Consider the following 25,837-nt stretch of genomic DNA (forward strand, 5'->3'; position numbering starts at 1 on the left):
ATGGACTTGAAAGAACGTTTTCTGAAATACGTCTCCTACGACACCCAGTCGTCGGAGGAGAGCACGACATTCCCCTCGACCGAAAAACAGAAGGTCCTCCTGGCGGCCCTGCGCGACGAGATGGAGGCCCTGGGCATGACCGAGGTCACGATGGACCAGTACGGCTACGTGATGGGCACCGTCCCCGCCTCGAAAGGGTGCGAGAACGCCCCCGTCATCGGCTTCATCGCCCACGTCGACACCTCGCCCGACATGAGCGGCAAGGAGGTGAAACCCCGCGTGATCGACGAGTACGACGGCGGCGACATCGCCCTGAACGGCCAGCTGACGATGCGGGTTGCGGACTTCCCCGAGCTGGCCTTCTTCAAGGGCCACACCCTGATCCACACCGACGGCACGACGCTGCTGGGCGCCGACGACAAGGCCGGCGTGGCGGAGATTATGACCGCCGCGGAATACCTCATGGCGCACCCCGAGGTGAAACACGGCAAGATCCGCATCGGCTTCACCCCCGACGAGGAGGTGGGCCGCGGCGTGGATTTCTTCGACGTGAAGGCCTTCGGCGCCGATTTCGCCTACACGGTCGACGGCGGCATGGAGGGCGAACTGGAGTATGAAAACTTCAACGCCGCGAGCGCGAAGGTCGAGATTCAGGGCCGCAACGTCCATCCGGGCTACGCCAAGAACAAAATGATCAATGCCATCGACGTGGCGTGCGAACTTCAGGGGTTGCTGCCCGCCTCGCAGCGTCCGCAGTTCACCGAGGGTTACGAGGGATTCTACCACTGCGTAGGGCTGAACGGCACGGTCGAGAACGCTTCGGTCAGTTACATCATCCGCGACCACGACGCCGAGAAGTTCGAGCAGAAAAAGGTCTTCATGTGGGCCGCAGTCGACCTGCTGAAAAAGAAATACGGCGACCAGGTCGTGACCCTCACGCTCAAGGATCAGTACTACAACATGCGCAAGATGGTCGAGCCGCACCCGCAGGTGATCGACAAGGCTCTGAAAGCGATGGAGATGGCCGGCGTGAAACCCCTCGTACGGCCCATTCGCGGCGGCACGGACGGCGCGCGCCTCTCGTTCATGGGCCTGCCGTGCCCCAACCTCTTCACCGGAGGCATGAATTTCCACGGCAAGTTCGAATACTGCTCGCTCACGACGATGCGCAAGGCCCAGCAGGTGATCCTGAATCTGGCGGTTCTTTGGTCTGAATAGCCCGAAGAACAATTAAAAATCACGAAGTCTATGGACAATTTCGGTTTTCTCAAGGTGGCGGCGGCCGTTCCGCACGTGCGGGTCGCCGACTGCGACTACAACACCGAACGGATGGCGGCGATGGCCGAGGAGGCCGCCCGGCGGGGCGTCGAGATCGTGGCGTTCCCCGAACTGGGCGTCACGGCCTACACCTGCGGCGACCTCCTGTTGCAGCAGACGCTGCTCGACGCGGCCGACGAGGCGCTGGAACGCCTGGTGCGCGCCACGCGCAAACTCCCCCTCACGCTGATCGCAGGCGCTCCCCTGCGCCACGGGTCGACGCTCTACAACTGCGCCGTGGTCTTCACGCAAGGCAAAGTGCTGGGCGTGGTTCCCAAAACCTATATCCCCGACTACGGGGAGTTCTACGAAAACCGCTGGTTCGCGTCGGGCGCCGGGATTTCCGACGAGCATATCGCCGTCGCGGGGCAGCAGGCCGACTTCGGCGCCGACCTCACGTTCGAAGTCAACGGCGCGGAGTTCGGCATCGAGATCTGCGAGGACCTCTGGACCGCCGCACCGCCCTCGTCGCAGCTGGCGCTCAACGGCGCGAAGGTGATCTTCAACCTCTCGGCATCGCCCGAATCGGTCGGCAAACACGCCTACCTGCGGCAGTTGGTGGCCCAGCAGTCGGGACGCGCGATTGCGGCCTATGTCTACTGCTCGGCGGGCTTCGGCGAATCGACCACCGACCTCGTGTTCGCCGGCAACGCCGTCATCGCCGAAAACGGCTGCATTCTGCGCGAAGCCGCGCGCTTCTCGCCCGACGAACAGCTGGTCGTCGCCGACGTGGACATCGAGCGGCTGGAGTTCGAACGCCGCCGCAACACCTCGTTCCGCGCGAACGAAGGGGCCACGGAGAACACCGTGATCGAAATGAAGATTCCCGAGGGGCTTCGCGGCGTGGCGCTCGACCGCGACATCGACCCGATGCCGTTCGTACCCAAGGACGAAGCCGACCGCAGCGAACGCTGCGAGGAGATTTTCCGGATACAGTCGCACGGACTTGCGCAGCGGATGGTTCACACCCGCTCCGAAAAGGCCGTCGTCGGGATTTCGGGCGGCCTGGACTCGACGCTCGCACTGCTCGTGACGGCCCGGACCTTCGATTTCCTGCACCTCGACCGCGCGGGCATCATCGGCATCACGATGCCCGGATTCGGAACCACCGACCGCACCTACAACAATGCGCTGGAGCTGATGCGCGGACTGGGCGTGACGATCCGCGAAATCCCGATCCGCGACGCCTGCACGCAGCATTTTCAGGATATAGGCCTCGACCCCGGCTGCCGGGGCGCGGCCTACGAAAACGCCCAGGCGCGCGAACGCACGCAAATCCTGATGGACGTGGCCAACATGGAGGGCGGACTGGTCATCGGCACGGGCGACCTGTCGGAACTGGCGCTGGGCTGGGCGACCTATAACGGCGACCAGATGTCGATGTACGGCGTCAACGCCTCGGTTCCCAAGACGCTGGTGCGCCACCTCGTGAAGTGGGCCGCCGCGACGGAACAGGACGCCGCGACGCGCGCCACGCTGCTCGACATCATCGACACGCCCGTCAGCCCCGAACTGCTCCCGGCCGACGCCGAGGGCCGGATCGCCCAGAAGACCGAGGACCTCGTGGGGCCTTACGAACTCCATGACTTCTTCCTCTACAACTTCCTCCGCGCGGGTTACGGTCCTGCGAAAATCCTGCTGCTGGCCGAACAGGCCTTCGACGGGAGTTACGACCGCGCCGCGATTCTCCGGTGGCTCACGGTCTTCGTCCGCCGTTTCTTCACCCAGCAATTCAAACGTTCGGCCATGCCCGACGGACCGAAAGTCGGCTCGGTGACGCTCTCGCCCCGCGGCGACTGGCGCATGCCCTCCGACGCCTCGGCAGCGGCATGGCTGCGCGAACTCGACATGTTATAACATAGATCCAATGAAGAAACTCCTGCTATTCACAGCATCCCTGCTCCTGCTCGGCGGCACGACCTCCTCGGCGCAGGACTGGAAAGAGGCCTTGAAAAAAGCCGCCACGGCGGCCGCCGACAAAGCCACCGACGGCAAGCTGACCCAATATGCTCTTGCCGGAACGTGGAACTACACGGGTCCGGGCGTCAAGTTCGAAGGAGGCGACATCGCTTCGGAGGTCGGGGGCGCGGCGCTCGAAACCGCCGTCGTCAAACAGCTCGAAAAGGCCTATGCCAAGGCGGGCATCCGCCCCGGCGCCGGAACGTTCACCTTCGGCAAGGACGACGACGCCTTCACCGCCACGCTCGGCTCCCACACCCTCTCGGGAACCTACGAATACGACGCCCCGACACACGTCGTGACGCTCCATTTCGCCAAGGGCAAGCTCAACCTGGGTTCGGTTCCCGGCCACGCCTACATCAGCGGGCAGGAACTGGTGCTGGTCTTCCCGGTCACCAGACTCGTCGAGGTCGTCACGGCGCTCGGCAGCAAAGTCTCCTATTTTTCGACGGCCACGACGCTGCTGTCGAAATACAAGAACGTCTACGTCGGCTTCGCTTTTTCGAAATAATACGGGCTTCCCGGCGGGAAAAGCCGAAAAAAATTTGAAAAAATTTCGATGACGGATTTACTGCAAATCCGTCATTTTTCGTTACGGATTTTCATTCCCGAAGTCCAACCTCCTCGCAGACAGTAAGCAAATTCGGGGAGCGGATAAATAAAATATTTTACGAAATTCTTAAATAAGTTGCAAAACTCCGATAAATGTTCTATTTTTAGGGGCGAGAAACAAATACAAACCCCCTCAAAATCGAATCGCTTATGAACGAACAAGCCCAACAGTACGTCGAAGACTTCATGGCCCGGCTGATTGCACGCAATCCCGGAGAGCCGGAATTCCATCAGGCCGTCCGCGAGGTGGCCGAATCGCTGGCCCCGCACATCGTGACCAGCCCGATCCTGCAAAAGATGAAGGTGCTGGAACGCATTGCCGAACCCGAGCGCGTGATTATTTTCCGCGTGCCGTGGCTCAACGACAAAGGCGAAATCGAAATCAACCGCGGCTACCGCATCCAGATGAACAGCGCCATCGGCCCCTACAAGGGCGGGATCCGCTTCCACCCCTCGGTGAACCTCTCGATCCTCAAGTTCCTGGCTTTCGAGCAGACCTTCAAGAACAGCCTCACGACGCTCCCGATGGGCGGCGGCAAGGGCGGCTCGGACTTCAACCCGAAAGGCAAGTCGGACAATGAGGTGATGAAATTCTGCCAGTCGTTTATGACCGAGCTGCAACGTCACATCGGACAGGACACCGACGTTCCGGCGGGCGACATCGGCGTCGGCGGCCGCGAAATCGGCTTCATGTTCGGCCAGTACAAGCGTCTGCGCGACGAATTCACCGGCACGCTCACCGGCAAGGGCCGCGACTGGGGCGGCAGCCCGCTGCGCCCCGAGGCCACGGGCTACGGAACCTGCTACTTCGCGCAGGAGATGCTCGCCACGCGCAACGACTCGTTCAAAGGGAAGACCGTCTGCATCTCCGGCTCGGGCAACGTCGCCCAGTACGCCTGCCAGAAGGCCACCGAACTGGGCGCCAAGGTGGTGACGCTCTCCGATTCGTCGGGCTACATCCACGATCCCGAAGGCATCAGCCCCGAGAAACTGGAATACGTCATGGAGCTGAAGAACATCTTCCGCGGCCGTATCAAGGAGTACGCGGAAAAATATCCGTCGGCAACCTACTACCCCGGCGAACGTCCGTGGGGCGTGAAGTGCGACATCGCCATGCCGTGCGCCACGCAGAACGAGCTGAACGGCGACGAGGCGCAGGCGTTGGTCGACAACGGCTGCATGTGCGTCGCCGAAGGCGCCAACATGCCCTCGACGCCCGACGCCATCCGGATTTTCCAGCAGCACAAGCTGCTCTACGCTCCGGGCAAGGCGGCCAACGCCGGCGGCGTCGCCACCTCGGGACTCGAAATGACCCAGAACTCGATACGCCTCACCTGGTCGCCCGAGGAGGTCGACGCGAAGCTGAAGTCCATCATGCAGAACATCCACGCGGTTTGCGTGCGCTACGGAACCCAGTCCGACGGTTACATCAACTACGTCGTGGGCGCCAACATCGGCGGCTTTATGAAGGTCGCCAACGCCATGCTCGCCCAGGGCTGCGTCTAACAGGCGGTACAACTACGAAAAACCGGCCGGAAACTGTTTCCGGCCGGTTTTCATTTTTTCGGGACGATTTACAGAAAAAGCACCGCGAGGACGGACACGGCGAAACCGCCGCAGAATCCGGCCAGCACCTGCCAGCCGTTGTGGCATCCGAGGTAGAGGCGCGCCGACGCGAGCGCCCCGGCGCAGAGGATGGCGACCATGAGGGGAACGAGCATGTTGCCCACGCCCACGACGTTCATCACCACGAGCAGCGCCACGACGGCCCCCATGCCCGTCAGGTGAAGGCTGATCTTCCAGTAGAACGACACCACGAGACACAGCACCTCGCAGCAGGCCGCGGCGACCATGAATTTACGCAGGAAAATCGCCGAAGGAATCTTCGCGATGGTGATGGCGCACAGCACGTAGCAGACGGCCCCGACGAGCAGCGGCAGGAAGCGTTCCCTGCGGTCGTCGATCCGGTAGTCCGAAATGCGGCCCAGCGAGCGCAGCACGCCGAGCGACAGCAGCGGAATGACGATCGCGTAGAGCGCCACCACCCACAGCAAATAGAACTTCACATTGGGAGGATAGTGCGAAAAGGCGGTCATCGTCAGCAGCACCGCCATCAGGTAGACGGGCAGCAGGAACGGATGCAGGACCCAGGATATGCCGGTAGCGATTTTTTTATAGTTCATTTCCAATTCTTTAATGCCCGCCGTTCAGACGGGCGTCATTGCGAGGAGGACTTTCAGTCCGACGCGGCGATCTGCGGATCATGTCGGAACCTCCCGACTATCCATCGGATTGCCACGCTCATTGCATTCGCCCGCAATGACCCGCCCGCTTAAAAAACGTTTTTCAAGGCAGGCAGCGCAGACCCGAATCCGATATCCGAAAGCCTGCCGCCCTTAAATCCCGCTTCTTAAGCGGGCTATATCTGTTTCCGAAGCCTTGCCACCGGTATTCCCAGCATCTCACGGTATTTGGCCACGGTGCGCCGGGCGATGCGGTAGCCCTTCGAATTGAGGATGTCCATCAGCGTCTCGTCGGTCAGCGGACGCCGCTTGTCCTCCTCGTCGATGCACTGCTGCAAGATGTTCTTGATCTCGTAGCTCGACACCTCCTCGCCCGAATCGGTCTGCATGGCCTCCGAGAAGAGCGATTTGAGGAGGATGATCCCGAACTGCGTCTGCACGTACTTGCTGTTCACCACGCGCGAGATGGTCGACACGTCCAGCCCCGTGCGGTCGGCGATGTCCTTGAGGATCATCGGCCGGAGTTTCGACTTGTCGCCGTCCTTGAAATACTCCTGCTGGTAGTCCAGGATGGTCTGCATCGTGCGCATCAGCGTGTCGTGCCGCTGCTTGATGGCCGAGATGAACCACTTCGCCGAGTCGATCTTGTTCTTCACGAACTGAATGGCCTCCTTGTCCTTCTCCCTGACCCGCCCGTCCGAACCCACCATTTCGCGGATCATCTCCATATAGCGGCGGTTGACGCGCACCTCGGGAACGTTGTAGGAGTTCAGCGAGAGGTTGAACCGCCCGTCCTGGTAGTCGAGGATGAAATCCGGAATGATATAGGGCGTGGTGTCCGTGCCGCCCTCGGCGTAGAGGTTGCCGGGCTTGGGCGACAGGTGGCGGATCTCGGCGATCGCGTCGCGGAAATCGTCCTCGGATATTTGCAGCCGCGCCATCAGTTTCTCGTAGTGCTTCTTGACGAACTCGTCGAAATAGCTGGTCAGAATCTTCCTGGCCAGCCGCCGCGGACGGGTGTTGACCGGCATCTGCGCCATCTGCAACAGCAGGCATTCGCGCAGGTCGCGCGCGCCGATGCCCGCCGGCTCCAGTTCGTGAATGATTCCGAGCAGGCGTTCCAGCTCCCCGGCCGTCGTTTCAAGCCCCATCGTGAAGGCGATGTCGTCGGCCACGGACTCCAGGTCGCGGCGCAGGTAGCCGTCCTCGTCGATGCTGCCGATCAGGTAGACCGCCAGCCGCATGTCGCGCTCCGGAAGATTGCGGTAGCCCAGTTGCTCGACGAGGTATTCCTGCAACGACCGTCCTTCGGTCAGATAGACCGGACGCTGCTTGTCGTCCTTCGAAAAGTTGTTGATGCGGCTCTTGTACGACGGCGTGTCGTCCTCCCGGAGGTATTCGTCGAAGGAGATCTGCTGGGGAGGCTGCTCCTCGTCCTCGGCCGAACGCTCCTCCTCTTCCAGCACGATATTGTCTTCGATCTCCTGTTTGATGCGCTGTTCGAGCTGCACGGCGGGCAGTTCCAGCAGCTTGATCATCTGTATCTGCTGCGGAGAGAGCTTCTGCTGAAGCGAAAGTACCTGTTTCTGATTAATAGCCATATTGGGTCCAAATTAAGAATTGTTCAGCATTCCGAATTTGGTCTCTTCATTTATCGGGTTTTAGGGTTTTCGAAAGTCGTTCAGGGCGGGCGGATTCCGGTTTTCGGGAAGTCGGGCGCGGCAGGAGCACACTCAAGTATGTGGCTGTCGCGGACGGCGAGGGAAGGCCGGAAGGCGCCGCACTCGGACGGCTTTCGTTAGAAGTCGGCGTGCTGGGGCGTCCGCGGGAACGGCTGCACGTCACGGATGTTGGTCATGCCCGTCACGAAAAGCAGCAGGCGGTCGAAGCCCAGGCCGAAGCCCGAGTGCGGCGCCGAACCCCAGCGGCGGGTATCGAGATACCACCAGAGTTCCTTCTCGTTCATGCCCAATTCGGCGACTCTTGCATGAAGTTTGCCATAATCGGCCTCTCGCTCCGAACCGCCGATGATTTCGCCAATTCCCGGGAACAATACGTCCATGGCGCGCACCGTCTTGCCGTCGTCGTTCTGCTTCATGTAGAAGGCCTTGATGTCCTTGGGGTAGTTGATCAGGATGACCGGACGCTTGAAGTGCTCCTCCACGAGGTAGCGCTCGTGCTCGGATTGCAGGTCGCAGCCCCAGTCGCAGGGGAATTCGAACTTGCGGCCCGAAGCCTTCAGAATCTCGATGCCTTCGGTGTAGTCGAGACGCTTGAAATCGTGCTCCAGCACAAAGTGCAGACGCTCCAGCAGCCCCTTGTCCCACATCTTGTTCATAAATTCGAGGTCTTCCATGCAGTTGTCCAGCGCATACCGGATGAGGTATTTGAGGAAATCCTCGGCCAGTTCCATGTTGTCCTCCAGTTCGAAGAAGGCCGCTTCCGGCTCGATCATCCAGAACTCCGACGCATGGCGCGGGGTGTTCGAGTTTTCGGCACGGAACGTGGGGCCGAAGGTGTAGATGCGGCCCAGCGAGAGTGCGCCCAGCTCGCCTTCGAGCTGGCCCGACACCGTGAGGTTGCACGCCTTGCCGAAGAAGTCCTGCGCGTAGTCGACCGCCCCCTCCCCGGTCCGGGGCAGGTTGTTCATATCGAGCGTCGTCACCTGGAACATCGCGCCGGCGCCTTCGCAGTCCGAAGCCGTGATGATCGGGGTGTGGAAATAGTAGAATCCGTGTTTGTTGAAATATTCGTGGATGGCGTAAGCCATGGCGTGACGGATGCGGAGCACCGCACCGAACGTGTTGGTGCGCGGACGCAGGTAGGCGATTTCGCGCAGAAACTCCAGCGAATGCCCCTTCTTCTGCAGGGGATAGCTCTCGGGGTCGGCCGTACCGTAAACCTCGATTTTTTCGGCCTGCACCTCGACGCCCTGCCCCGCGCCCGGCGAAGCCACCAGACGGCCGTCGACGCGGAGACAGGCGCCCGTGGTCACGGGCTTGAGCTGCTCCTCGGAGATTTTGGCCAGATCGACCACCACCTGTATATTACCTACGCACGACCCGTCGTTCAGGGCGATGAACGCCACGTTCTTGTTACCGCGCTTGGTGCGCACCCAGCCTTTTACGACGACGTCGGTATCGACAGCGTCCGATTTCAGGATTTCTACGATTCTCTGCGTTTTCATATCTCGATTTTGTCTGTGTTTCCAGTCGTTTTTTCCGAATTGACAAAGTTAACGATTATTTGCGATTTGTCAAAAAAAAAGTACCTTTGGTGCCGTAACGACACTTCCATGCGTCGGAATGTTTCACCGGGCCGCATGCAATTCCGTTTTGAACCCATTCAACTTTTTTGTACCTTTGTCGTGATTATACACCCCCGTAAACAATGAAACGAACGATATTGACGGCTGCGCTGGCAGCCTGCGCGCTCTCTGCGACGGCCCAGATCATGGAGGAGAGGAATCCGGTCCCGATGACGCCCGGAGGAGGCCGCGTCTACCGTACGGAGGTCGTCCCCTACGACGCGCGCCACGACGCCGAGGCCCGCAACCGCGAAGCCGGAGGCTACTGGAAGGCTTTCGAACCCGAGGTGACGATTGCGACCGAAGGTCCTCTCCATGCCGTTCTCGAACAGGAGATCGAGATTCCGTTCGCCTGGACCGACGGCATGGTCTACCTGCACGTGGAAAATCCCGGTTCGGCCTACTCGCTCTGGCTCAACGACCGCCAGGTAGCCGAGGTCAGCGACCCGCTGACGCCCGCGGAGTTCGACCTGACCCCCTTCATCCGCGAGGGCGCCAACGACTTCAAACTGCTGATGCGCAACGACAATCCCGCCCGGCAGCTCGACGCCGCGGCCCCCGTTGTCCGCAAGTCCGTCGAAAACAGCTACCTCTATTACCAGAACAAACGCTCGATCGCCGATTTCGAAATCGGACTGGTGCCCGACTCGCTGGGGCGCGACTTCGGAATGCTCGACCTCAAAATCGTGACGCAGAACGCATACAACTACGAGGAACCCGTCACCGTCGGCTACGACATCTACTCGCCGCAGGGCAAGCTGCTCGAATTCAACATGACCGAAATCACCATCCCGGGCCGCTCGACCGACACGGTGCGCTTCTCGCCGTTCATCTACCACACCTACAAGAACAAATGGGAGGCCGGAAGCAAAACGCCGCCCCTCTACAAGGTGATGCTTTTCACGCGCCGCAACGGAGTCTACAAGGAGTATATGCCCCTGAAGATCGGCTTCGGCAAGACCGAACTCGTCGACGGACGCATCATGCGGCTGGGCAAGGAGCTAAAACCCGTCAAGGCCGGATACAACGCCGCCGCCGACCGCAAGACGACGCTCGCGGAGCTGAAAGCCCTGAAGGCCAAGGGAAAGAATACCATCTGCCCGGACTATCCGCAGCCCGCATGGTTCTACGAGTTGTGCGACTCTCTGGGCCTTTACGTCATCGACCGGGCCAACATCAACGCCCCGGAGCGGAGCGGCGACCGCACCGTCGGAGGCACGCCGTCGAACGACCCTCGGCTTGTCGGCGACTACCTCGAACGCGTGAAGGCGATGTACTACCGTTCGCGCAATTTCACCTGCGTCATCGCCTACTCCCTGGGCGGTCCTTCGGGCAACGGTTACAATATGTACAAGGCCTACCAGTGGCTCAAATCGGTCGAAAAGTCCCGTCCGGTGATCTACTCCGACACCGACGGCGAGTGGAATTCGGACCTGTAAATACGATAACCCAATGAAAAAACTGCTGCTGCTACTGCTCTTCGCCGGCCTGCTCAACACGGGGAGCGTCTTCGGATGGGGACGCGAAGGCCACGAGACGATCGCCAAGATCGCCGAACGCAATCTGACGAAAAAAGCCAAAAAGCGCATCGAGAAGTACCTCGGGGGCCACTCGATCGTCTACTTCGCCAAGTGGATGGACGAATACCGCCACACCCCCGAGTACAAGTTCACCAACAACTGGCACACCGCGCCCGTGAACGCCGAACTGCGTTACGAGGATTCGATGCTCGCGAAGAACGGCAACGCCATCTACGGACTGGAGCAGGCCATCGAGAACCTGAAGAACTACCGCAGTCTCACCGATTCGGCCGTGGAGGTCAACCTCAAGTACATCATCCATCTGGTGGGCGACATGCACTGCCCGGCGCACATCAAGTATACGACGCACGACATGAAATACGACGTGCTGTTCGAGGACAAGTACCACAAGCCGCACAAATTCCCCATCCACAGCGTCTGGGACAACGAGATCATCACCACCACGCGCATCTGGTCGGTCAGCGAGTGGGCCGATGAGCTGGACCGCCTTCCGAAAGCCGAAAGGCAGGCCGTAGCCGCCGGAACGCCGCGCGACTGGCTCCACGACAACGCCGTCGTGTGCGAGGCGCAGTTCGAATGGGCGAAGCCCGGGCAGCGGCTGGGACAGGATTTCCTGAACGAGGCCTTGCCGCTGATCGAGCGCCAGATCCGCAATGCCGGATACCGTCTTGCCCGTGTGCTGAACGAACTGTTCGGATAGCGCCCCCGGCCCCGAAGCCCCGATGCCGCGCCCCGAAGCGCGGCATCGCCGTTTCCGGACGGGAAAAACGATTTGCCCGAACCGAATAAAAAGGCTATCTTTGCGCCGTACTGTGCCCGACCGACGCACAGGCGGAACGCAATGACCATAGAGCTGATCGTCATAGGAAAGACCGACTCGAAAGAGATCGCCGCGCTGGTGGAACTGTATGCCCGGCGCGTGAATCACTATTGCCGGTTCGCCGTCACCGCGCTGCCCGACGTGCGCAACACCAAAAGCATGACCGTCCGACAGCAGCGCACGGCCGAAGGCGAGGCCATCCTGCGCCAGCTTACCGACGGCGACTACGTGACGCTGCTCGACGAGCGCGGCGAAGAATACCGTTCGGTGGAGTTCGCGCTGTGGCTGCAAAAGCGGCTGAACAGCGGCGTGAAACGCCTGGTACTGGTCATCGGCGGTCCCTACGGCTTCTCGGACGAAGTTTACGCACGCGCCGACGGCAGGCTGTCGCTCTCGCGCATGACCTTCTCCCACCAGATCGTGCGGGCCATCTTCGCCGAACAGATCTACCGGGCCTTCACCATCCTCAACAACGAACCCTACCACCACGAATGATGCAGCAGCGCCCCGTCATAGCCATCCTGACCGCCAACGTTCTCGTAGGCGTGGGGCTGCGCTCCATCCTCGAAAAAGCGGCCCCGGCCGCCGACGTGGAACTGTTCGGCAACTTTCAGGAATTTGCGGAGGCCGATCCGGAGCGGTTCATCCATTATTTCGTCACGGCGCAGCTCTTCGCGGCGCACAACGCCTTCTTCCGCGCCCGCAGCCACAGAACCATCGTCCTCGCCAACGGACAGACGCCCGCCGGGGTACACTGCATCGACGTGCAGACCGACGAGGAGCGTTTCGTGCGCTCGCTCATGCGACTGCAACACAGCGTCCGCCGACCGGAACACGCTCTGCCCGTCCAGCCGCAGGCTGCGCAGCCGCTCACGGAGCGCGAGGCCGAAGTGCTGACGCTCATCGCCGGCGGACTGATCAACAAGCAGGTCGCCGACCGGCTGGGAATCGGCCTGACGACCGTGATCTCCCACCGTCGCAACATCATGGAGAAGCTCGGCATCCGCACCGCCGCCGGGCTGGTGGTCTACGCCCTGGCGGCGGGCTACGTCGATCCCGACGGGATGTGACGCGCCTCCTCATAAATTAGGATTGCACCGACCGAAATAAAACCGTTACTTTGTACTCCCGATAACCGCAACCGATACATGCACCGCAAATCGCTCGTCATACCCCTGTTGCTGCTGGCCTCCGCGGCCGCGGCCCGCACCGCGGGCGGCGACGGCCCGACGCCGGACACGGAGACGGCCGACACGGTGATCGTGGTGGACAAGGTGCAGGTGACGGCCATCAAACAGGGCCTCGTGCTGCGTTCGCAGCCCGTCGCGGCGTCGATCGTCGGCGGCCGCGCCATCGAACGGGGCCGCATCGGGGCGGTGAAAAACCTCTCGCAAACGGTTCCCAACTTCCACGCTCCGGACTACGGTTCGCGCATGACCTCGTCGATCTACGTGCGGGGCCTCGGCGCGCGCATCGACCAGCCGGTCATCGGGCTGAATATCGACAACGTCCCGGTGCTCAACAAGGACAACTTCGACACGGAGCTGGCCGACGCCGAACGCATCGAGGTCCTGCGCGGCCCCCAGTCGACGCTCTACGGCCGCAACACGATGGGCGGCGTGGTGAACGTCTACACGCTCTCGCCGCTCACCTACGAGGGCGTGCGGCTGACGGCCGAATACGGCAGCGGGGATTCCTACCGCTTCCGGGCATCGTCCTACTACAAGCTATCGCCCGACCTCGGAATGGCCGTGACGGGCTATTTCACCCACACGGGCGGCTTCTTCGACAACGACTGCACGGGCGAGAAATGCGACTGGGAGCGTCTGGGCGGAGGACGCTGGAAAACGCAGTGGCGCAACAACCGGGGAGTGCGCATCGACAACACCTTCTCGTTCTCGGCGCTCGACCAGGGAGGTTATCCCTACGCCTACGCCGGCGAGGACATCGTGCGCGACGGCAAGACCGTCATCCGCAACGGCCAGATCAGCTATAACGACCCGTCGTCCTACCGCCGCACAACGGTCAGCGACGGACTCACGGTGCGCTACGACGCCGCGAAATATTCCGTCTCGTCGATCACCTCGTACCAGTACTCCGACGACGAGATGACGCTCGACCAGGACTTCACGCCCGAACCCTGGTTCACGCTCCGGCAGGCCCGGCGCGAACACGCCCTGACCGAGGACATCGTTTTCCGTTCGCACGACGGACGGCGCTACGGCTGGCTGCTGGGCGCCTTCGGTTTCTACCGCCACGGCGTGATGGAAGCCCCGGTGCACTTCAAACGCACGGGCATCGAGGAGCTGATCGTCAAGAACGCCAACGAGCATCTGGGCGCGATCTGGAACGAGGAATACTCGATCTCCGCGGATGAACTGCCGCTCTACTCCGATTTCCGTATGCCCGTGTACGGAGGCGCCGTTTACCACGAGTCGAACCTGCGGCTGGGCCGCTGGCGGCTCACGGCCGGCATCCGTTTCGACGTGGAACACACGTCGCTGGCCTACCACAGCCGGACCGACATGGATTATTTCGTCAGCAAGGAGGGCGGCGCGCCCGCGCCGAAACGCATCTCGATCGACGAGGGGAACCGCATCGCCCACACCTACTGCGAAGTGCTGCCGAAGGTCTCGCTGCTCTACGCTTTCGACGAAGTGCGCAACCTCTATATTTCGGTAGCCAAGGGCTACAAGGCCGGGGGATTCAACACGCAGATGTTCTCCGACATCTTGAGCGAAAAGCTCAAATGGCGGATGGCCGGTTCGCAGTACGACGAAGCGGACCTGATGTCCTACGAGCCGGAATACAGCTGGAACTACGAACTGGGCGGCCACTTCTCGTGCATGGACGGCGCCGTGCGGGGCGATTTCGCGGTATTTTACATTGATGTCCGCGACCAACAGCTCACGATCTTCCCGGAGGGACAGAGCACGGGCCGCATGATGACCAATGCCGGCCGCACGCGCAGCGTCGGAGCCGAAGCGGCCCTGCAATTCGCGCCGTGGCGGTCGCTGGAGATCAACACGGCCTACGGATACACCGACGCCCGTTTCGTGCGTTACGACAACGGCATCGAGGATTTCAAGGACAACCGTATCCCCTACGCCCCGCAGCACACCCTCTCGGCCCAGGCGGCATGGACCCTGCCCACGGGCGTCAAGTGGCTCGGCGATGTGGTCCTGCAAGCGGGAGTCCGCTGCGCGGGGCGCATCTGGTGGAACGAGGAGAACACACTTTCGCAGCCCTTTTATGCGTTAGCAGACGCCTCCGTGCGGTTCGAGCACAAGCACTATTCGCTCGACATCTGGGGCCGCAACCTCGGAGGAGCGCATTACGACGTCTTCTATTTCAAGTCGATCGGCAATGAGTTCGTCCAGCGCGGACGCCCCCGGACATTTGGCATCACCCTGAATATAAACATCTAACAAATACCGACACATGAAAAAAATCCTCTTCCTCCTCTTCGCCGCCGCAACTTTCGCTGCCTGCAACGACGACGGCGAACCCAAAGTCCGTTACGCCACAACCAATGACGGCATCGAAAACGGATACCTGCAAGGTGTCAACCTGCATTTTTACGGCACCTCGACCGTGACCGACGCCAAAGGCGAAACGTTTACGGACCCGGAAGCCTGGTTCGAATTCGCAGGCGGTCCGGAGAGTTTCTCCCTCTACATGCACAAAACGCGCTTCGCGGCCAACATGCCGGGCGTGGAAATGCGGCTCCAAACGGTCACCTACACCCCGAAGGGCGACAAGTCGCTCAACTTCGTCAGGGAGGAGATCATTCCCTCCGCCCTCAAAGAGAACAATGAAGGCGGAGGATCGAGCTACCGGCCCGTCGAACGCTATAAAATCACCAATCTCACAGGCGCAATCGACGGCGTTGACTGCCGGGTCAGCTTCACCTGCGCCGGCGTTTTTCAGGTAATATACGAAGGGCGACTGATTATCAAAGAATAAATATCCACGAACCATGAAACCCGAATACAAACCTTTCGTAGATGAATTGATCGAACTCTGCATCAGGGAGGACATCGGCGACGGCGACCACACGTCGCTCTCGTGCATCCCGGCCGACGAACACGGACGCATGCGCCTGCTGTGCAAGCAGGAGGGCACGATCGCCGGGATCGAAATCGCGCAACTCGTACTGCAACGCCTCGATCCCGAAATGAAATTCGAACAGATCCTGCACGACGGCGACCGTGTCGCGCCCGGCGACGTGGCCTTTTACGTCTCGGGACGCCTGCGCTCGCTGCTTCAGGCCGAGCGCATCCTGCTGAACATCATGCAGCGCATGAGCGGCGTGGCGACCCAGACCGCCGTTTATGTCAAGCGGCTGGAGGGACTTCGTACCAAGGTCCTCGACACGCGCAAGACCACGCCCGGCATGCGCGTGCTGGACAAGATGGCCGTGAAGATCGGCGGCGGCGAGAACCACCGCATGGGGCTGTTCGACATGATCCTGCTGAAGGACAACCACATCGACTTCGCCGGCGGCATCCGCCCCGCGATCGAAGGTGTGCGCCGATACCTCGCGGCCAAAGGCAAGACGATCCCCATCGAGTGCGAGGTCCGCACGCTGGAAGACATCGACGAGGTGTTCGCGGCGGGCGGCGTCGACCGCATCATGTTCGACAACTTCACTCCCGAAATGACCCGCCGGGCGGTCGAGAAGGTCGCCGGACGCTGCGAGACCGAATCGAGCGGCGGCATCACGCTCGACACGATGCGCGACTATGCCGAGTGCGGCGTCGACTTCATCTCGGTGGGCGCGCTGACGCACCAGATCAAGTCGCTCGACATGTCGCTGAAAGCCTGCGAATAGAGGATGAAACGCCTGCTCCATACGCCGCTGGCGCTGCTCGTGTGGCGCATCGCACTGCTCTACGCGGCGCTGATGCTCTGCCGCGCGGCGTTCTGGGTCTACAACGCCGCCCTGCTCGGTCCGCCGGAGTGGAGCGAACTGGGGCAGCTCGTGGCCGGGTCGCTGAAATTCGACACCGCGTCGGTCGTCTATGCCGACGGCGTGTTCATCCTGCTGTCGCTCCTGCCCCTGCACCTGCGCGAACGGCGCTGGTACCGGGGCATGCTGTTCTGGTATTACGTGATCGTCAACGCCGTGCTGATCGCAGCGGCGAACCTCGCCGACACGGTCTATTTCCGCTACACGCAGAAGCGTTTCACGGCCGACGAAATTTTCTTCGCCGACAACGACAACTCGTTGCAGCTGGCCGGAAAGTTCATGGCCGAAAACTGGTATCTCGTACTGCTGTGGGCGGGACTCGTGGCGTTGCTGGCGTGGGGTTACCGCCGCCGGACGCACGAGGAGAGCGTTTTCAGCCGCGGCTGGGCCTACTATGCCGGCGGCACAGCCGTCTTCGCCCTCGCGGCGGGGCTGAGCGTCGCCGGGATGCGCGGCGGCATGACCCGCATGACCCGTCCGATCACCCTTTCCAACGCCATGCTCTACACGGCGGACAGCGGCAAGGCCAATCTGATTTTAAGCAACCCGTTCTGCATCCTGCGCACCATCGGCAGCGCGGGAAGCGTCAAATACAGGAAATATTTCACCCCGGAGGAATTGCCCCAGCGCTTCACGCCCGTGCACCAGCCCGCCGACAGCGCGGCGGTCGATCTCACGGGCCGCAACGTGATGATTTTCATCATGGAGAGCATGTCGGCCGAGCACTCCGCGTTCCTCCATCCGGAACTCTACGCCGACCTCCCGGAAAAAGGCTTCACGCCGTTCCTCGATTCATTGATGCGCAACGGTCTGACATTCAAACGGATGTACGCCAACGGCTCGCGTTCGATCCAGGCCATGCCCTCGGTGCTGGGAAGCATCCCCTCGTTCCGCACGCCGTTCGTACTGATGCCCCAATCGTTGGGTGAGAGCCGCCAGCTGCCCGCCATGCTGGCGGACAAAGGCTATGCGACGGCCTTCTTCTGCGGCTCGGAACGCGGCTCGATGGGCTTCGGGGCCTATGCCCGTTCGGCAGGCGTCGAGCGGCTCGTAAGCCGCGAGGACTACGAGGCGAAGCACGGAACAAGGGATTTCGACGGCTACTGGGGCATCTGGGACGAAGAGTTCCTGCAATTCACGGGCGAGGAGCTGACGGCGATGCCCGAACCTTTCTTCGCCGCGCTGTTCACCCTCTCGTCGCACCACCCGTTCGTCGTACCCGAAAAGTACGCCGCGACGCTGCCCGAGGGCTACACCCGGATTCACAAGGGCGTCGCCTACGACGACCGGGCGTTCCGCCTCTTCTTCCAGCGTTTCGGCGGCGAGGAGTGGTTCCGCCGCACGATCTTCGTCTTCGTGGCCGACCACGTGTCGTCGGAGAAATTCGCGGAGGAGACGCGCTCCTACCCGGGCAACATGCACATCATCGGCTTCATCTACACCCCCGACGGCGCCCTGCGGGGCGAGGTCGGCGAGATCACGCAGCAACTGGACATCATGCCCACCCTGCTGGGACTCACTGGCAACCGGGAGCCTTATTTCGCATTCGGGCGCGACGTGCTGAACGAACCGCAACGGCCCCGCTGGTCGGTCAGCTACGACGGACGGTTCCGCGCGCTGACCGGCGAAGGCGCAATCGTGCTCGACGATTCGGACATGAATGTGCAGGAATGCCCGGCCACCCCGGCCGCCGACAGTCTGGCACAGAATTTCCGGGCGCTGGTCCAGCAGTATTACACCCATATCGAGAAAAAGAGCTATACGGCAAATGATTGAATTCAAACCCGTGCGCCTCGAAGACCGGGCGGTCATCGAGCGTTATACCATGCCCTCGGGCATCTGCAACTGCGACCTCGCCTTCGCCAACATGTACTGCTGGCAGGCGGTGTTCCACAGCGCGTGGGCCGAGATCGGCGGATTCCTGGTGATCCGCTTCCAGATCGACGGCGGCGAGCGCATCGGTTACATGCAGCCCGTCGGCGAGGGCGACTTCGGCCCGATCCTCCCCCTCCTGCGCGAAGACGCCCACGCCCACGGACAGCGGCTGCGGATCATCGGCCTGACGGACGAAGGCCGCGACACGATCCGCCGGATCGTTCCCTGCCATTTCGCGTTCGAGTCGGACCGCGCGCTGGAGGATTACGTCTACAACGCCGACGATCTTCGCAACCTTGCCGGACGCCGCTATCAGCCCAAGCGCAACCACATCAACCGCTTCACGGCCGAATATCCCGACTACTGCTACGAAGAGCTGACGCCCGACCGCTTCGGGGAGTGCATGGCCCTCGAGCGTGAATGGCGCAAGGCCCACGAAGGTCACACCTCGGAGCTGTGCGCCGAGCAGCGGGCCATGCAGCGGGCCTTCGAACATTTCGAAGAACTGGGGCTGATCGGCGGTTGCATCTACGTCGGCGACCGCCTCGCGGCCTTCACCTACGGCTCGGCGGTCAACGACCACACCTTCGACACCCATGTAGAGAAGGCCGACACGGAGTTCGACGGCGCTTTCACGATCATCAACAAACTCTTCGCACAGCACCTCCCCGAACGTTTCACGCTGATCAACCGTGAGGAGGACCTCGGGCTGGACGGACTGCGGCAGGCCAAACTCTCCTACCACCCGGCGTTCCTCCAGCACAAATTCGCGGCGATCTGCATGCACCCCGACGAAGTGGCCTGCAAAGAGCTTTGGATGAAGGCCTTCGGCGACGACGAACAATTCGCCGACTCGTTCATCATGCGCTATTACTCCCGCCGCCGGATGCTGACGGCCGAGGCCGAAGGCCGCATGGCGGCGATGCTCCACCTCCTGCCGTTCCGGACGGAGCTGGGCCGCACGACCTATATTTATGGCGTAGCGACGGACCCGGCGTTCCGGGGACGCGGACTGGCTTCGCAGCTGATGCGCGAAGCGATGCGGCTCATCGCGGAGCGCGGCGACGATGCGGCGCTCCTCATCCCGACGCCCGGCAAGGAGTGGCTCCGGGAATTTTACGGACGCTTCGGGTTCGCTGGCGACGTTCCGGCGAGGTTCGTTTCCGCAGACCGCTTCGACTTCGGCACGGGCGACGCGGCCGCCGACCGGGCGATGGTCTGGCGGCGCGACTCCTCGGTTCCGCTCCCCGAACAGCTCACCGCCTCCTGGCATTCATAGCCTCCGGAACTCACCTCCGCGAGCGTCTTTTCGGCCTGCGCCGAAATCCGCCCGCCACACTGCCGCTCCCAGCGCAGGCGACAGCCCGCCCCGAGCGGCCGGGACCGGTTCCGACAACACCTCCGGTTCCGCCCGCCACTCTTCTCCGCCACGCCGTTTTCCGAACTGCCGTCGCCGAAAAACAGACGCCCGACAGTTTCGCTTCACAACCATTCCACAAATCAAGGGCAACGAAAAAGAAATGAAAGGGAAATGGCAAATCTACCAAACGAAACACGACTAAAAATTAAAATTTTTTATTTGCAAAAAAAATCATCCGATTTTGTTTTTTAATAAAATAAGTTTAATTTTGAAATGTATTCGAAACACAATCGAAACACAAACAAGTTATATTTGAAAAGTTTTTCAGACAGAAGCGACACGGTAAACAGATGGTTACCATATATATAATGGAAGATGCGAAGGCCGGCAGGGCCGCAAACGGAGACTTCGGGACGGAGTCCCCGACCGGGTCTTTCCGGGCCTTCGAGGTGTCCAAACAACCGGATTTACAAAACGCGGACAAATAAAAAAATTATAATCGAAGAACTTAAAATGAAAAACGTATTAAAGTATCTGTTACTGGCACTCATCGCCGTCTCGCAACTCTTCGCCTGCGGCGGCAGCGATGACGAAAAGACCCCCGCGGATAATTTCGACGTGCAATTCACGGTTCCGGGGTCGGTAGACGTCACCGAAGGCGGCGAGTGCACTTTCGCCGTAAGTGGGGGGGGGAAATCGCCCCTGACCACAGACACATTCATTCTTGAGTCGGACGCAGGCATCTCCTACGTCTGCCCCATCGTCAACACCACTTCCGACAGTTTCACCGTACGCCTGGCCGACGGGTGTGAAACGGGTTACTACAAAGTCTTCGTCAAAAGAGACGCGCGCAAAAAATCGTTCGGAAGAATCTACATCAACATCGTCGAAGACATAGATTTCAAACCGGATGCAGGCACCACGGTCTACGGGATCGTGTCGTCGGCCGGCGTCGGCGTGGAGAACGTCGTGGTCTCCGACGGCGCGGAGGTGACCGTCACGAACGAGAAGGGCATCTACCAGCTCAAATCGGCCAAAAAGTGGGGATATGTCTTCATCTCCGTCCCGAGCGGCTACGAAGTTCCGTCCGTCGGGGTGCTCCCGCAGTTCCACCGCGCGCTCAAAAACAGCGCCGACGTCGTCGAACGGGCCGACTTCAAGCTCGAAAAGGTCGACGGACAGGACTCCTACAAGATCTTCATGCTGGGCGACATGCACCTCGCCAACCGAACGGGCGACCTGGGACAGTTCGCCCAGTTCACCTCCGACCTTACGGACTACATGACCCGCCACAAGGGCGAGAAGATGTATGCGCTCACCCTCGGGGACATGACCTGGGACCTCTACTGGTATTCGAACAGCTACTATTTCCCCCAGTACCTGAACACCATCAACAGCCAGATCAAGAATCTGCAGATCTTCCACACCATGGGCAACCATGACAACGACTTCCAGACCAGGTCGGACTACGATGCGGCGGTCAAATATGTGGATCAGATCTGCCCGACCTACTATTCGTTCAACATCGGCAAGGTCCATTACGTCGTCATGGACGACATCGATTGCAGCAGCTACGACGGAACCGAATCCCGCAACTATGTCAAGAGCCTCTCCGCCGAGCAGCTGGACTGGCTGGCGAAAGACCTGTCGCACGTGGCCAAGACGACCCCCGTCGTCGTTGCCATGCATGCGCAGGTGTTCTATCCGACCACATCGGGATTCAAGATCGACCATGATCCGGTCAACACCCTGCGGCTTTTCGACATCCTCGACGGATATACCGTCCGCTTCGTGACGGGGCATACCCACAAACTTTTCAACGTGACGCCCGACGCTCCGATCGTGGACGGGCATAACTTCCGGGAGTATAACTCCGGCTCGGTATGCGCTTCGTGGTGGTGGTCCGGCAACCTCACACCCGGAATCCACATCGGAACCGACGGAACTCCGGGCGGCTACGGCATCTGGGATGTCACGGGAACCGATTTCCAATGTCTCTACAAATCGACCGGATGGCCCGAAGAGTACCAGTTCCGCAGCTACGACCTGAACAACGTGCATTTTTCGATGGCCGACGTTCCGCTGATGCCTTCCGACATCTCCGCTTCGGTCAAGAACGCCTATATGCAATATGTCAACGCCTATCCGCAGAACAACGACAACGAGGTGCTGATCAACATCTGGAACTGGAATTCGGACTGGACGTTGAGCGTCGTCGACGAAAACCGCAAGACGCTGCCCTACACCGAAGTCTGGGCCTACGACCCGCTCCATATCGCGGCGCTCTCGGTCAAGCGGTTCAACAACGCGGGACTCAAGTCGACCCCGTCGTTCATCACCGACAAGTTCACGCACTTCTTCAAGGTGAAGGCGGACGATGCGGACACCGACCTTGTGATCACCGTCAAGGACGAATTCGGAAACGAGTGGACCGAAAACATGCAGCGGCCGAAAGCATTCTCCACGGATGCCTACCGACGCAAGTGATTTTCGCTACATACCCAACCACAATCATCATTTACTAACCAACAAACACAGATCTTATGAGAGTATTAAGACCACTGGTTCTATCTCTTCTTCTGGTATTGGGAGGGGGAATAACAGCCCTTTCGGCCCAGAACAGGGAGGTGTCGGGAAAAGTCCTCGACGCCAATCAACAGCCGCTCGTGGGTGTAGCCGTTCTGGTCGATGGTACGACCAAAGGCGTCACAACCTCTGAAAACGGCACCTTCAAAATCCAGGTTCCGTCGGGAGAAGCCGTTCTCCAGGTCACCTGCCTGGGTTACCTGCCCCAGAAAGTGACGGTTCCCTCAAGCCGGAACAGCATCACGATCTACCTGCAAGAGGACGCCATCATGCTCGATGCAACCGTCGTAATCGGCTACGGTACGCAGAAAAAAGTCAACCTGACCGGCGCCGTTGCGACCGTAGGGAGCAAGGAGCTCGAAAACCGCGTCACCCATTCGCTGGGCAGCATGTTGCAGGGTTCCGTAGCGGGTCTCAACATCACCACCTCCTCGGGTAAACCCGGCAGCACACCGGCGATCAACATCCGCGGCGTCAACTCGATCAACTCGGCCGACCCGCTCGTGCTGATCGACGGCGTGGTGGGCGACCTGAACCGCGTCAACCCCAACGACGTGGAGTCGATCTCGGTCATCAAGGACGCTTCGGCGGCAGCCGTCTACGGCGCCCGCGCAGCCTTCGGCGTCATCCTGGTCACCACCAAGAACGGCTCGGCCCAGGACGGCAAGGCGACGGTGCGTTACAGCGGCCGTTTCGGCTGGGAGGAGGCCACGACCTCGACCGACTACGAGAACCGCGGTTACTGGTCGGTCTATACGGTCAACAAGTTCTGGCAGGCCGACTCCGGAACGAACTATGTCAAATACAACGATCACGACATGCAGCAGCTGCTGGCGCGCGTGAACGACAGGACCGAGCATCCCGACCGTCCGTGGGTCGTCGAAGAGATCCGCAACGGCCGCAAACAGTGGGTCTACTACGGCAACTACGACTGGTGGGACATGCTCTTCCAGCAGCGTCGGCCCGTGCAGCAGCACAACATCTCGCTCAGCGGCGGCACGAAGGACATCAAATACCTCGTCTCGGGCGCCTATGACCGCCAGGAAGGTATTCAGCGCGCACATCCCGACGTGTATAACAAATACAACCTGCGTGCGAAACTCGATTTTCGGATCAACCGGTGGGCAACGCTCTCGAACAACACGTCGTTCTTCTCGTCGAATTACAAGTCTCTGGGAGACGGCAGCGTAGACAACACCATCGCTTACAGCGCCCGCCACGCACTGGCCAACTTCCCCATGAAGAACCCCGACGGATCGTGGCTTTACAGCACGCCGTATCTCGATTACAAGATCGCCAACGGACGCCACATCCTGCTCAACGAGGGCACGCACCGCAACGTCGACCGCTCGAACGACTTCTCGAACACGACACGCCTGGTCATCACGCCGTTCAAGACGTTGAGCATCACGGGTGACTTCACCTACCGCCTCTACCAGAACCGCAATACGAGCCGCAGTTCCGCAATGAACTACCGCGAATACCCCGACGGGCCGCTGCTCGCCTACGACACGGGCGCCGGCATGAACCAGCTCGACGAAGTGGTTCAGACGCGCAACTACTATTCGGCCAACGTCTACGCCAACTACGACGAAACGTTCGGCGAGGCGCACCACGTGTCGGCAACCGCCGGATTCAACTACGAAACGTGGTCCAGCAAGAACGTCTCGGTGGCAGGCATCAACCTCTCCTCCATAAACCTCGACGACCTGAATCTGGCAACAGGCTCTCCCACGGAGGGCGCTTACGGCGGCGGCCAGAACGAATACGCCCTGGCAGGCTTCTTCGCCCGTATCAACTACGACTACAAAGGGCGCTACCTCTTCGAGGTGAGCGGACGCTACGACGGATCGTCGCGTTTCGCACCGGGCAACCGCTGGGGCCTGTTCCCCTCGGCATCGGCCGGATGGCGCATCTCCGAGGAGCCGTTCTTCGGCAACGCCAAAGACCTGGTGGACAACCTCAAGCTGCGCGCTTCGTTCGGCAGTCTGGGCAACCAGAACGTGTCGTCCTACTACACCTACATGCGCCTGATCACGAACAAGGATTTCAGCAACTACACCTTCGACGGCAGCATAAAGGGCAAATACTCCTCGCTGGGCGCCCCCGTAGCCTCCGACCTGACCTGGGAAACCGCCCAGCAGTGGGACCTGGGTCTGGATCTCACCATGCTGAACAACCGGCTCAACTTCACCGGCGACGTCTACATCCGCGACACGAAGGACATGCTGACCGACGGAATGGCGCTGCCCGGCGTATACGGGGCCGATTCGCCCAGCATGAACTCCGCCGAACTGCGTACGAAGGGTTATGAGCTCTCCGTCAGCTGGCGCGACCAGTTCAAACTCGCCGGCAAACCGTTCGAATACAGCGTCGGTTTCAACCTCAGCGACTACAAGAGCGTCATCACCAAATACGACAACAACCCGAACAAGTCATTGACCAACCTGACAAAGGGAGATTATTACGTCGGCATGGAGATCGGCGAAATCTGGGGCTTCAAGACCGACGGGTTCTTCAAGACCACCGAAGAGGCGCAGGCCTATGCCAAAGAGGTCGACCTGAGTTACAGCACGGGCCGTCTGACCGGCGGCTGGCAGGCCGGCGACCTGAAGTTCGTCGACCTAGACGGCAACGGCGTCTGGGGAGTCGGCAACGACACCGTCGACAAGCCGGGCGACCGGACGATCCTGGGCAACTCGCTCCCGACGCTCTCCTACGGCATCAACGCCTCGATCCGCTGGATGGGCTTCGACGCTTCGGTCTTCTTCCAGGGAACCGGCAACCACTACTGGTATCCCCACGGAGAAATGATGCCTTTCTGGGGCTGCTATTCCTATCCCTACCTCTCCTACCTCCCGACGGATTTCCTCGGCAAGGTATGGGCTGAGGACAATCCCAACTCCTATTTCCCGCGCGCAAGAGCCTATTCTTCATCGGGAGGTTATCTGAGCAAGGTCAACGACCGTTACCTGCAGAATATCCGCTACCTGCGCCTGAAAAACCTGACCGTCGGCTACACGATCCCCGCGACCCTCACCAAGAAGGCCGGCATCGACCAGATCCGCATCTATTTCTCGGGCGAGAACCTCTGCTACTGGTCGCCGCTCAAAAAGAACTCCAAGTACGTCGATCCCGAAGCGGCTATCAACCGTTCCGGCGTGAACAACAACGCCTACTATCCGTGGGCCAAGACGTTCATGTTCGGCATCGACATCACCTTCTAATAATTTCAAAATCCGAAT

Annotated in this window: 18 protein-coding genes; 15 read left to right on the top strand and 3 right to left on the bottom strand. The window is 60.6% G+C overall.

What is annotated here, in order from left to right; genetic code table 11:
• The 4 genes from pepT (at window position 1) to gdhA (ending at window position 5,394) form a co-directional block, all read left to right on the top strand.
• Entirely contained in the window at window positions 1-1,218 is a 1,218-nt protein-coding gene (gene pepT, locus NQ492_RS03500; protein ID WP_015547946.1) for a peptidase T, read from the top strand.
• A gap of 30 nt (window positions 1,219-1,248) precedes the next feature.
• Window positions 1,249-3,174 (top strand): NAD(+) synthase, encoded by a 1,926-nt coding sequence (locus tag NQ492_RS03505; RefSeq protein ID WP_015547947.1) that lies wholly within the window; start codon window positions 1,249-1,251, stop codon window positions 3,172-3,174.
• 10 nt (window positions 3,175-3,184) lie between these two features.
• Window positions 3,185-3,787 (top strand): DUF4923 family protein, encoded by a 603-nt coding sequence (locus NQ492_RS03510; protein WP_015547948.1) that lies wholly within the window; start codon window positions 3,185-3,187, stop codon window positions 3,785-3,787.
• Between the two features lie 251 nt (window positions 3,788-4,038).
• Window positions 4,039-5,394, top strand: a complete 1,356-nt coding sequence (gene gdhA, locus NQ492_RS03515) for an NADP-specific glutamate dehydrogenase (protein WP_015547949.1) — start codon at window positions 4,039-4,041, stop codon at window positions 5,392-5,394.
• Window positions 5,395-5,462: 68 nt separating this feature from the next.
• On the opposite strand, the gene NQ492_RS03520 is transcribed toward gdhA, so the two are convergent.
• The 3 genes from NQ492_RS03520 to asnS form a co-directional block, all read right to left on the bottom strand.
• Entirely contained in the window at window positions 5,463-6,071 is a 609-nt protein-coding gene (locus NQ492_RS03520; RefSeq protein WP_015547950.1) for a hypothetical protein, read from the bottom strand.
• Between the two features lie 236 nt (window positions 6,072-6,307).
• Window positions 6,308-7,732: an RNA polymerase factor sigma-54 gene (gene rpoN / locus NQ492_RS03525; RefSeq protein ID WP_022061290.1), complete on the bottom strand. Its 1,425-nt coding sequence runs from the start codon at window positions 7,730-7,732 to the stop codon at window positions 6,308-6,310.
• Between the two features lie 197 nt (window positions 7,733-7,929).
• Window positions 7,930-9,318, bottom strand: a complete 1,389-nt coding sequence (asnS, locus tag NQ492_RS03530; RefSeq protein WP_015547951.1) for an asparagine--tRNA ligase — start codon at window positions 9,316-9,318, stop codon at window positions 7,930-7,932.
• Between the two features lie 203 nt (window positions 9,319-9,521).
• Here asnS and NQ492_RS03535 point away from each other — a divergent pair, with 203 nt between their 5' ends.
• The 11 genes from NQ492_RS03535 to NQ492_RS03585 all read left to right on the top strand — a co-directional run bounded on the left by NQ492_RS03535 (window position 9,522) and on the right by NQ492_RS03585 (window position 25,819).
• Window positions 9,522-10,877, top strand: coding sequence for a glycoside hydrolase family 2 TIM barrel-domain containing protein (locus NQ492_RS03535; protein ID WP_044054595.1), 1,356 nt, complete (start codon window positions 9,522-9,524; stop codon window positions 10,875-10,877).
• Window positions 10,878-10,890: 13 nt separating this feature from the next.
• A complete protein-coding gene (locus NQ492_RS03540) occupies window positions 10,891-11,679 on the top strand; it encodes a S1/P1 nuclease (protein WP_015547952.1) in 789 nt (262 codons plus the stop codon).
• 141 nt (window positions 11,680-11,820) lie between these two features.
• Entirely contained in the window at window positions 11,821-12,294 is a 474-nt protein-coding gene (rlmH, locus tag NQ492_RS03545; protein WP_015547953.1) for a 23S rRNA (pseudouridine(1915)-N(3))-methyltransferase RlmH, read from the top strand.
• Window positions 12,294-12,869 (top strand): helix-turn-helix transcriptional regulator, encoded by a 576-nt coding sequence (locus NQ492_RS03550; RefSeq protein ID WP_044054885.1) that lies wholly within the window; start codon window positions 12,294-12,296, stop codon window positions 12,867-12,869. Before rlmH ends, NQ492_RS03550 begins: the two co-directional genes overlap by 1 nt.
• 78 nt (window positions 12,870-12,947) lie before the next feature.
• Complete coding sequence (locus NQ492_RS03555; protein ID WP_015547955.1) at window positions 12,948-15,227, top strand: TonB-dependent receptor; 2,280 nt, start codon at window positions 12,948-12,950, stop codon at window positions 15,225-15,227.
• Window positions 15,228-15,240: 13 nt separating this feature from the next.
• Entirely contained in the window at window positions 15,241-15,765 is a 525-nt protein-coding gene (locus tag NQ492_RS03560; RefSeq protein WP_015547956.1) for a hypothetical protein, read from the top strand.
• Window positions 15,766-15,778: 13 nt separating this feature from the next.
• Window positions 15,779-16,633: a carboxylating nicotinate-nucleotide diphosphorylase gene (gene nadC / locus NQ492_RS03565; RefSeq protein WP_015547957.1), complete on the top strand. Its 855-nt coding sequence runs from the start codon at window positions 15,779-15,781 to the stop codon at window positions 16,631-16,633.
• 3 nt (window positions 16,634-16,636) lie between these two features.
• Window positions 16,637-18,547: an LTA synthase family protein gene (locus tag NQ492_RS03570; RefSeq protein WP_015547958.1), complete on the top strand. Its 1,911-nt coding sequence runs from the start codon at window positions 16,637-16,639 to the stop codon at window positions 18,545-18,547.
• Window positions 18,540-19,925 (top strand): GNAT family N-acetyltransferase, encoded by a 1,386-nt coding sequence (locus NQ492_RS03575; protein WP_015547959.1) that lies wholly within the window; start codon window positions 18,540-18,542, stop codon window positions 19,923-19,925. The genes NQ492_RS03570 and NQ492_RS03575 overlap by 8 nt, the downstream gene beginning before the upstream one ends.
• 594 nt (window positions 19,926-20,519) lie before the next feature.
• Window positions 20,520-22,493, top strand: coding sequence for a calcineurin-like phosphoesterase C-terminal domain-containing protein (locus tag NQ492_RS03580; protein WP_015547961.1), 1,974 nt, complete (start codon window positions 20,520-20,522; stop codon window positions 22,491-22,493).
• A gap of 56 nt (window positions 22,494-22,549) precedes the next feature.
• Window positions 22,550-25,819 carry a SusC/RagA family TonB-linked outer membrane protein gene (locus tag NQ492_RS03585; RefSeq protein ID WP_022061302.1) on the top strand — a complete coding sequence of 1,090 codons (3,270 nt, stop codon included), beginning with the start codon at window positions 22,550-22,552 and terminating at the stop codon, window positions 25,817-25,819.
• Window positions 25,820-25,837 lie beyond the last annotated feature (18 nt).

The sequence above is a fragment of the Alistipes shahii WAL 8301 genome (assembly GCF_025145845.1).
GTDB lineage: Bacteria > Bacteroidota > Bacteroidia > Bacteroidales > Rikenellaceae > Alistipes > Alistipes shahii.

Coding starts and splice junctions, on each gene's coding strand:
- NQ492_RS03550 (WP_044054885.1), top strand. CDS start 12,294: ATGCAGCAGCGCCCCGTCATAGCCATCCTGACCGCCAACGTTCTCGTA.
- NQ492_RS03585 (WP_022061302.1), top strand. CDS start 22,550: ATGAGAGTATTAAGACCACTGGTTCTATCTCTTCTTCTGGTATTGGGA.
- NQ492_RS03540 (WP_015547952.1), top strand. CDS start 10,891: ATGAAAAAACTGCTGCTGCTACTGCTCTTCGCCGGCCTGCTCAACACG.
- rlmH (WP_015547953.1), top strand. CDS start 11,821: ATGACCATAGAGCTGATCGTCATAGGAAAGACCGACTCGAAAGAGATC.
- NQ492_RS03510 (WP_015547948.1), top strand. CDS start 3,185: ATGAAGAAACTCCTGCTATTCACAGCATCCCTGCTCCTGCTCGGCGGC.
- NQ492_RS03520 (WP_015547950.1), bottom strand. CDS start 6,071: ATGAACTATAAAAAAATCGCTACCGGCATATCCTGGGTCCTGCATCCG.
- nadC (WP_015547957.1), top strand. CDS start 15,779: ATGAAACCCGAATACAAACCTTTCGTAGATGAATTGATCGAACTCTGC.
- NQ492_RS03580 (WP_015547961.1), top strand. CDS start 20,520: ATGAAAAACGTATTAAAGTATCTGTTACTGGCACTCATCGCCGTCTCG.
- NQ492_RS03555 (WP_015547955.1), top strand. CDS start 12,948: ATGCACCGCAAATCGCTCGTCATACCCCTGTTGCTGCTGGCCTCCGCG.
- asnS (WP_015547951.1), bottom strand. CDS start 9,318: ATGAAAACGCAGAGAATCGTAGAAATCCTGAAATCGGACGCTGTCGAT.
- NQ492_RS03575 (WP_015547959.1), top strand. CDS start 18,540: ATGATTGAATTCAAACCCGTGCGCCTCGAAGACCGGGCGGTCATCGAG.
- NQ492_RS03505 (WP_015547947.1), top strand. CDS start 1,249: ATGGACAATTTCGGTTTTCTCAAGGTGGCGGCGGCCGTTCCGCACGTG.
- NQ492_RS03570 (WP_015547958.1), top strand. CDS start 16,637: ATGAAACGCCTGCTCCATACGCCGCTGGCGCTGCTCGTGTGGCGCATC.
- rpoN (WP_022061290.1), bottom strand. CDS start 7,732: ATGGCTATTAATCAGAAACAGGTACTTTCGCTTCAGCAGAAGCTCTCT.
- pepT (WP_015547946.1), top strand. CDS start 1: ATGGACTTGAAAGAACGTTTTCTGAAATACGTCTCCTACGACACCCAG.
- NQ492_RS03560 (WP_015547956.1), top strand. CDS start 15,241: ATGAAAAAAATCCTCTTCCTCCTCTTCGCCGCCGCAACTTTCGCTGCC.
- gdhA (WP_015547949.1), top strand. CDS start 4,039: ATGAACGAACAAGCCCAACAGTACGTCGAAGACTTCATGGCCCGGCTG.
- NQ492_RS03535 (WP_044054595.1), top strand. CDS start 9,522: ATGAAACGAACGATATTGACGGCTGCGCTGGCAGCCTGCGCGCTCTCT.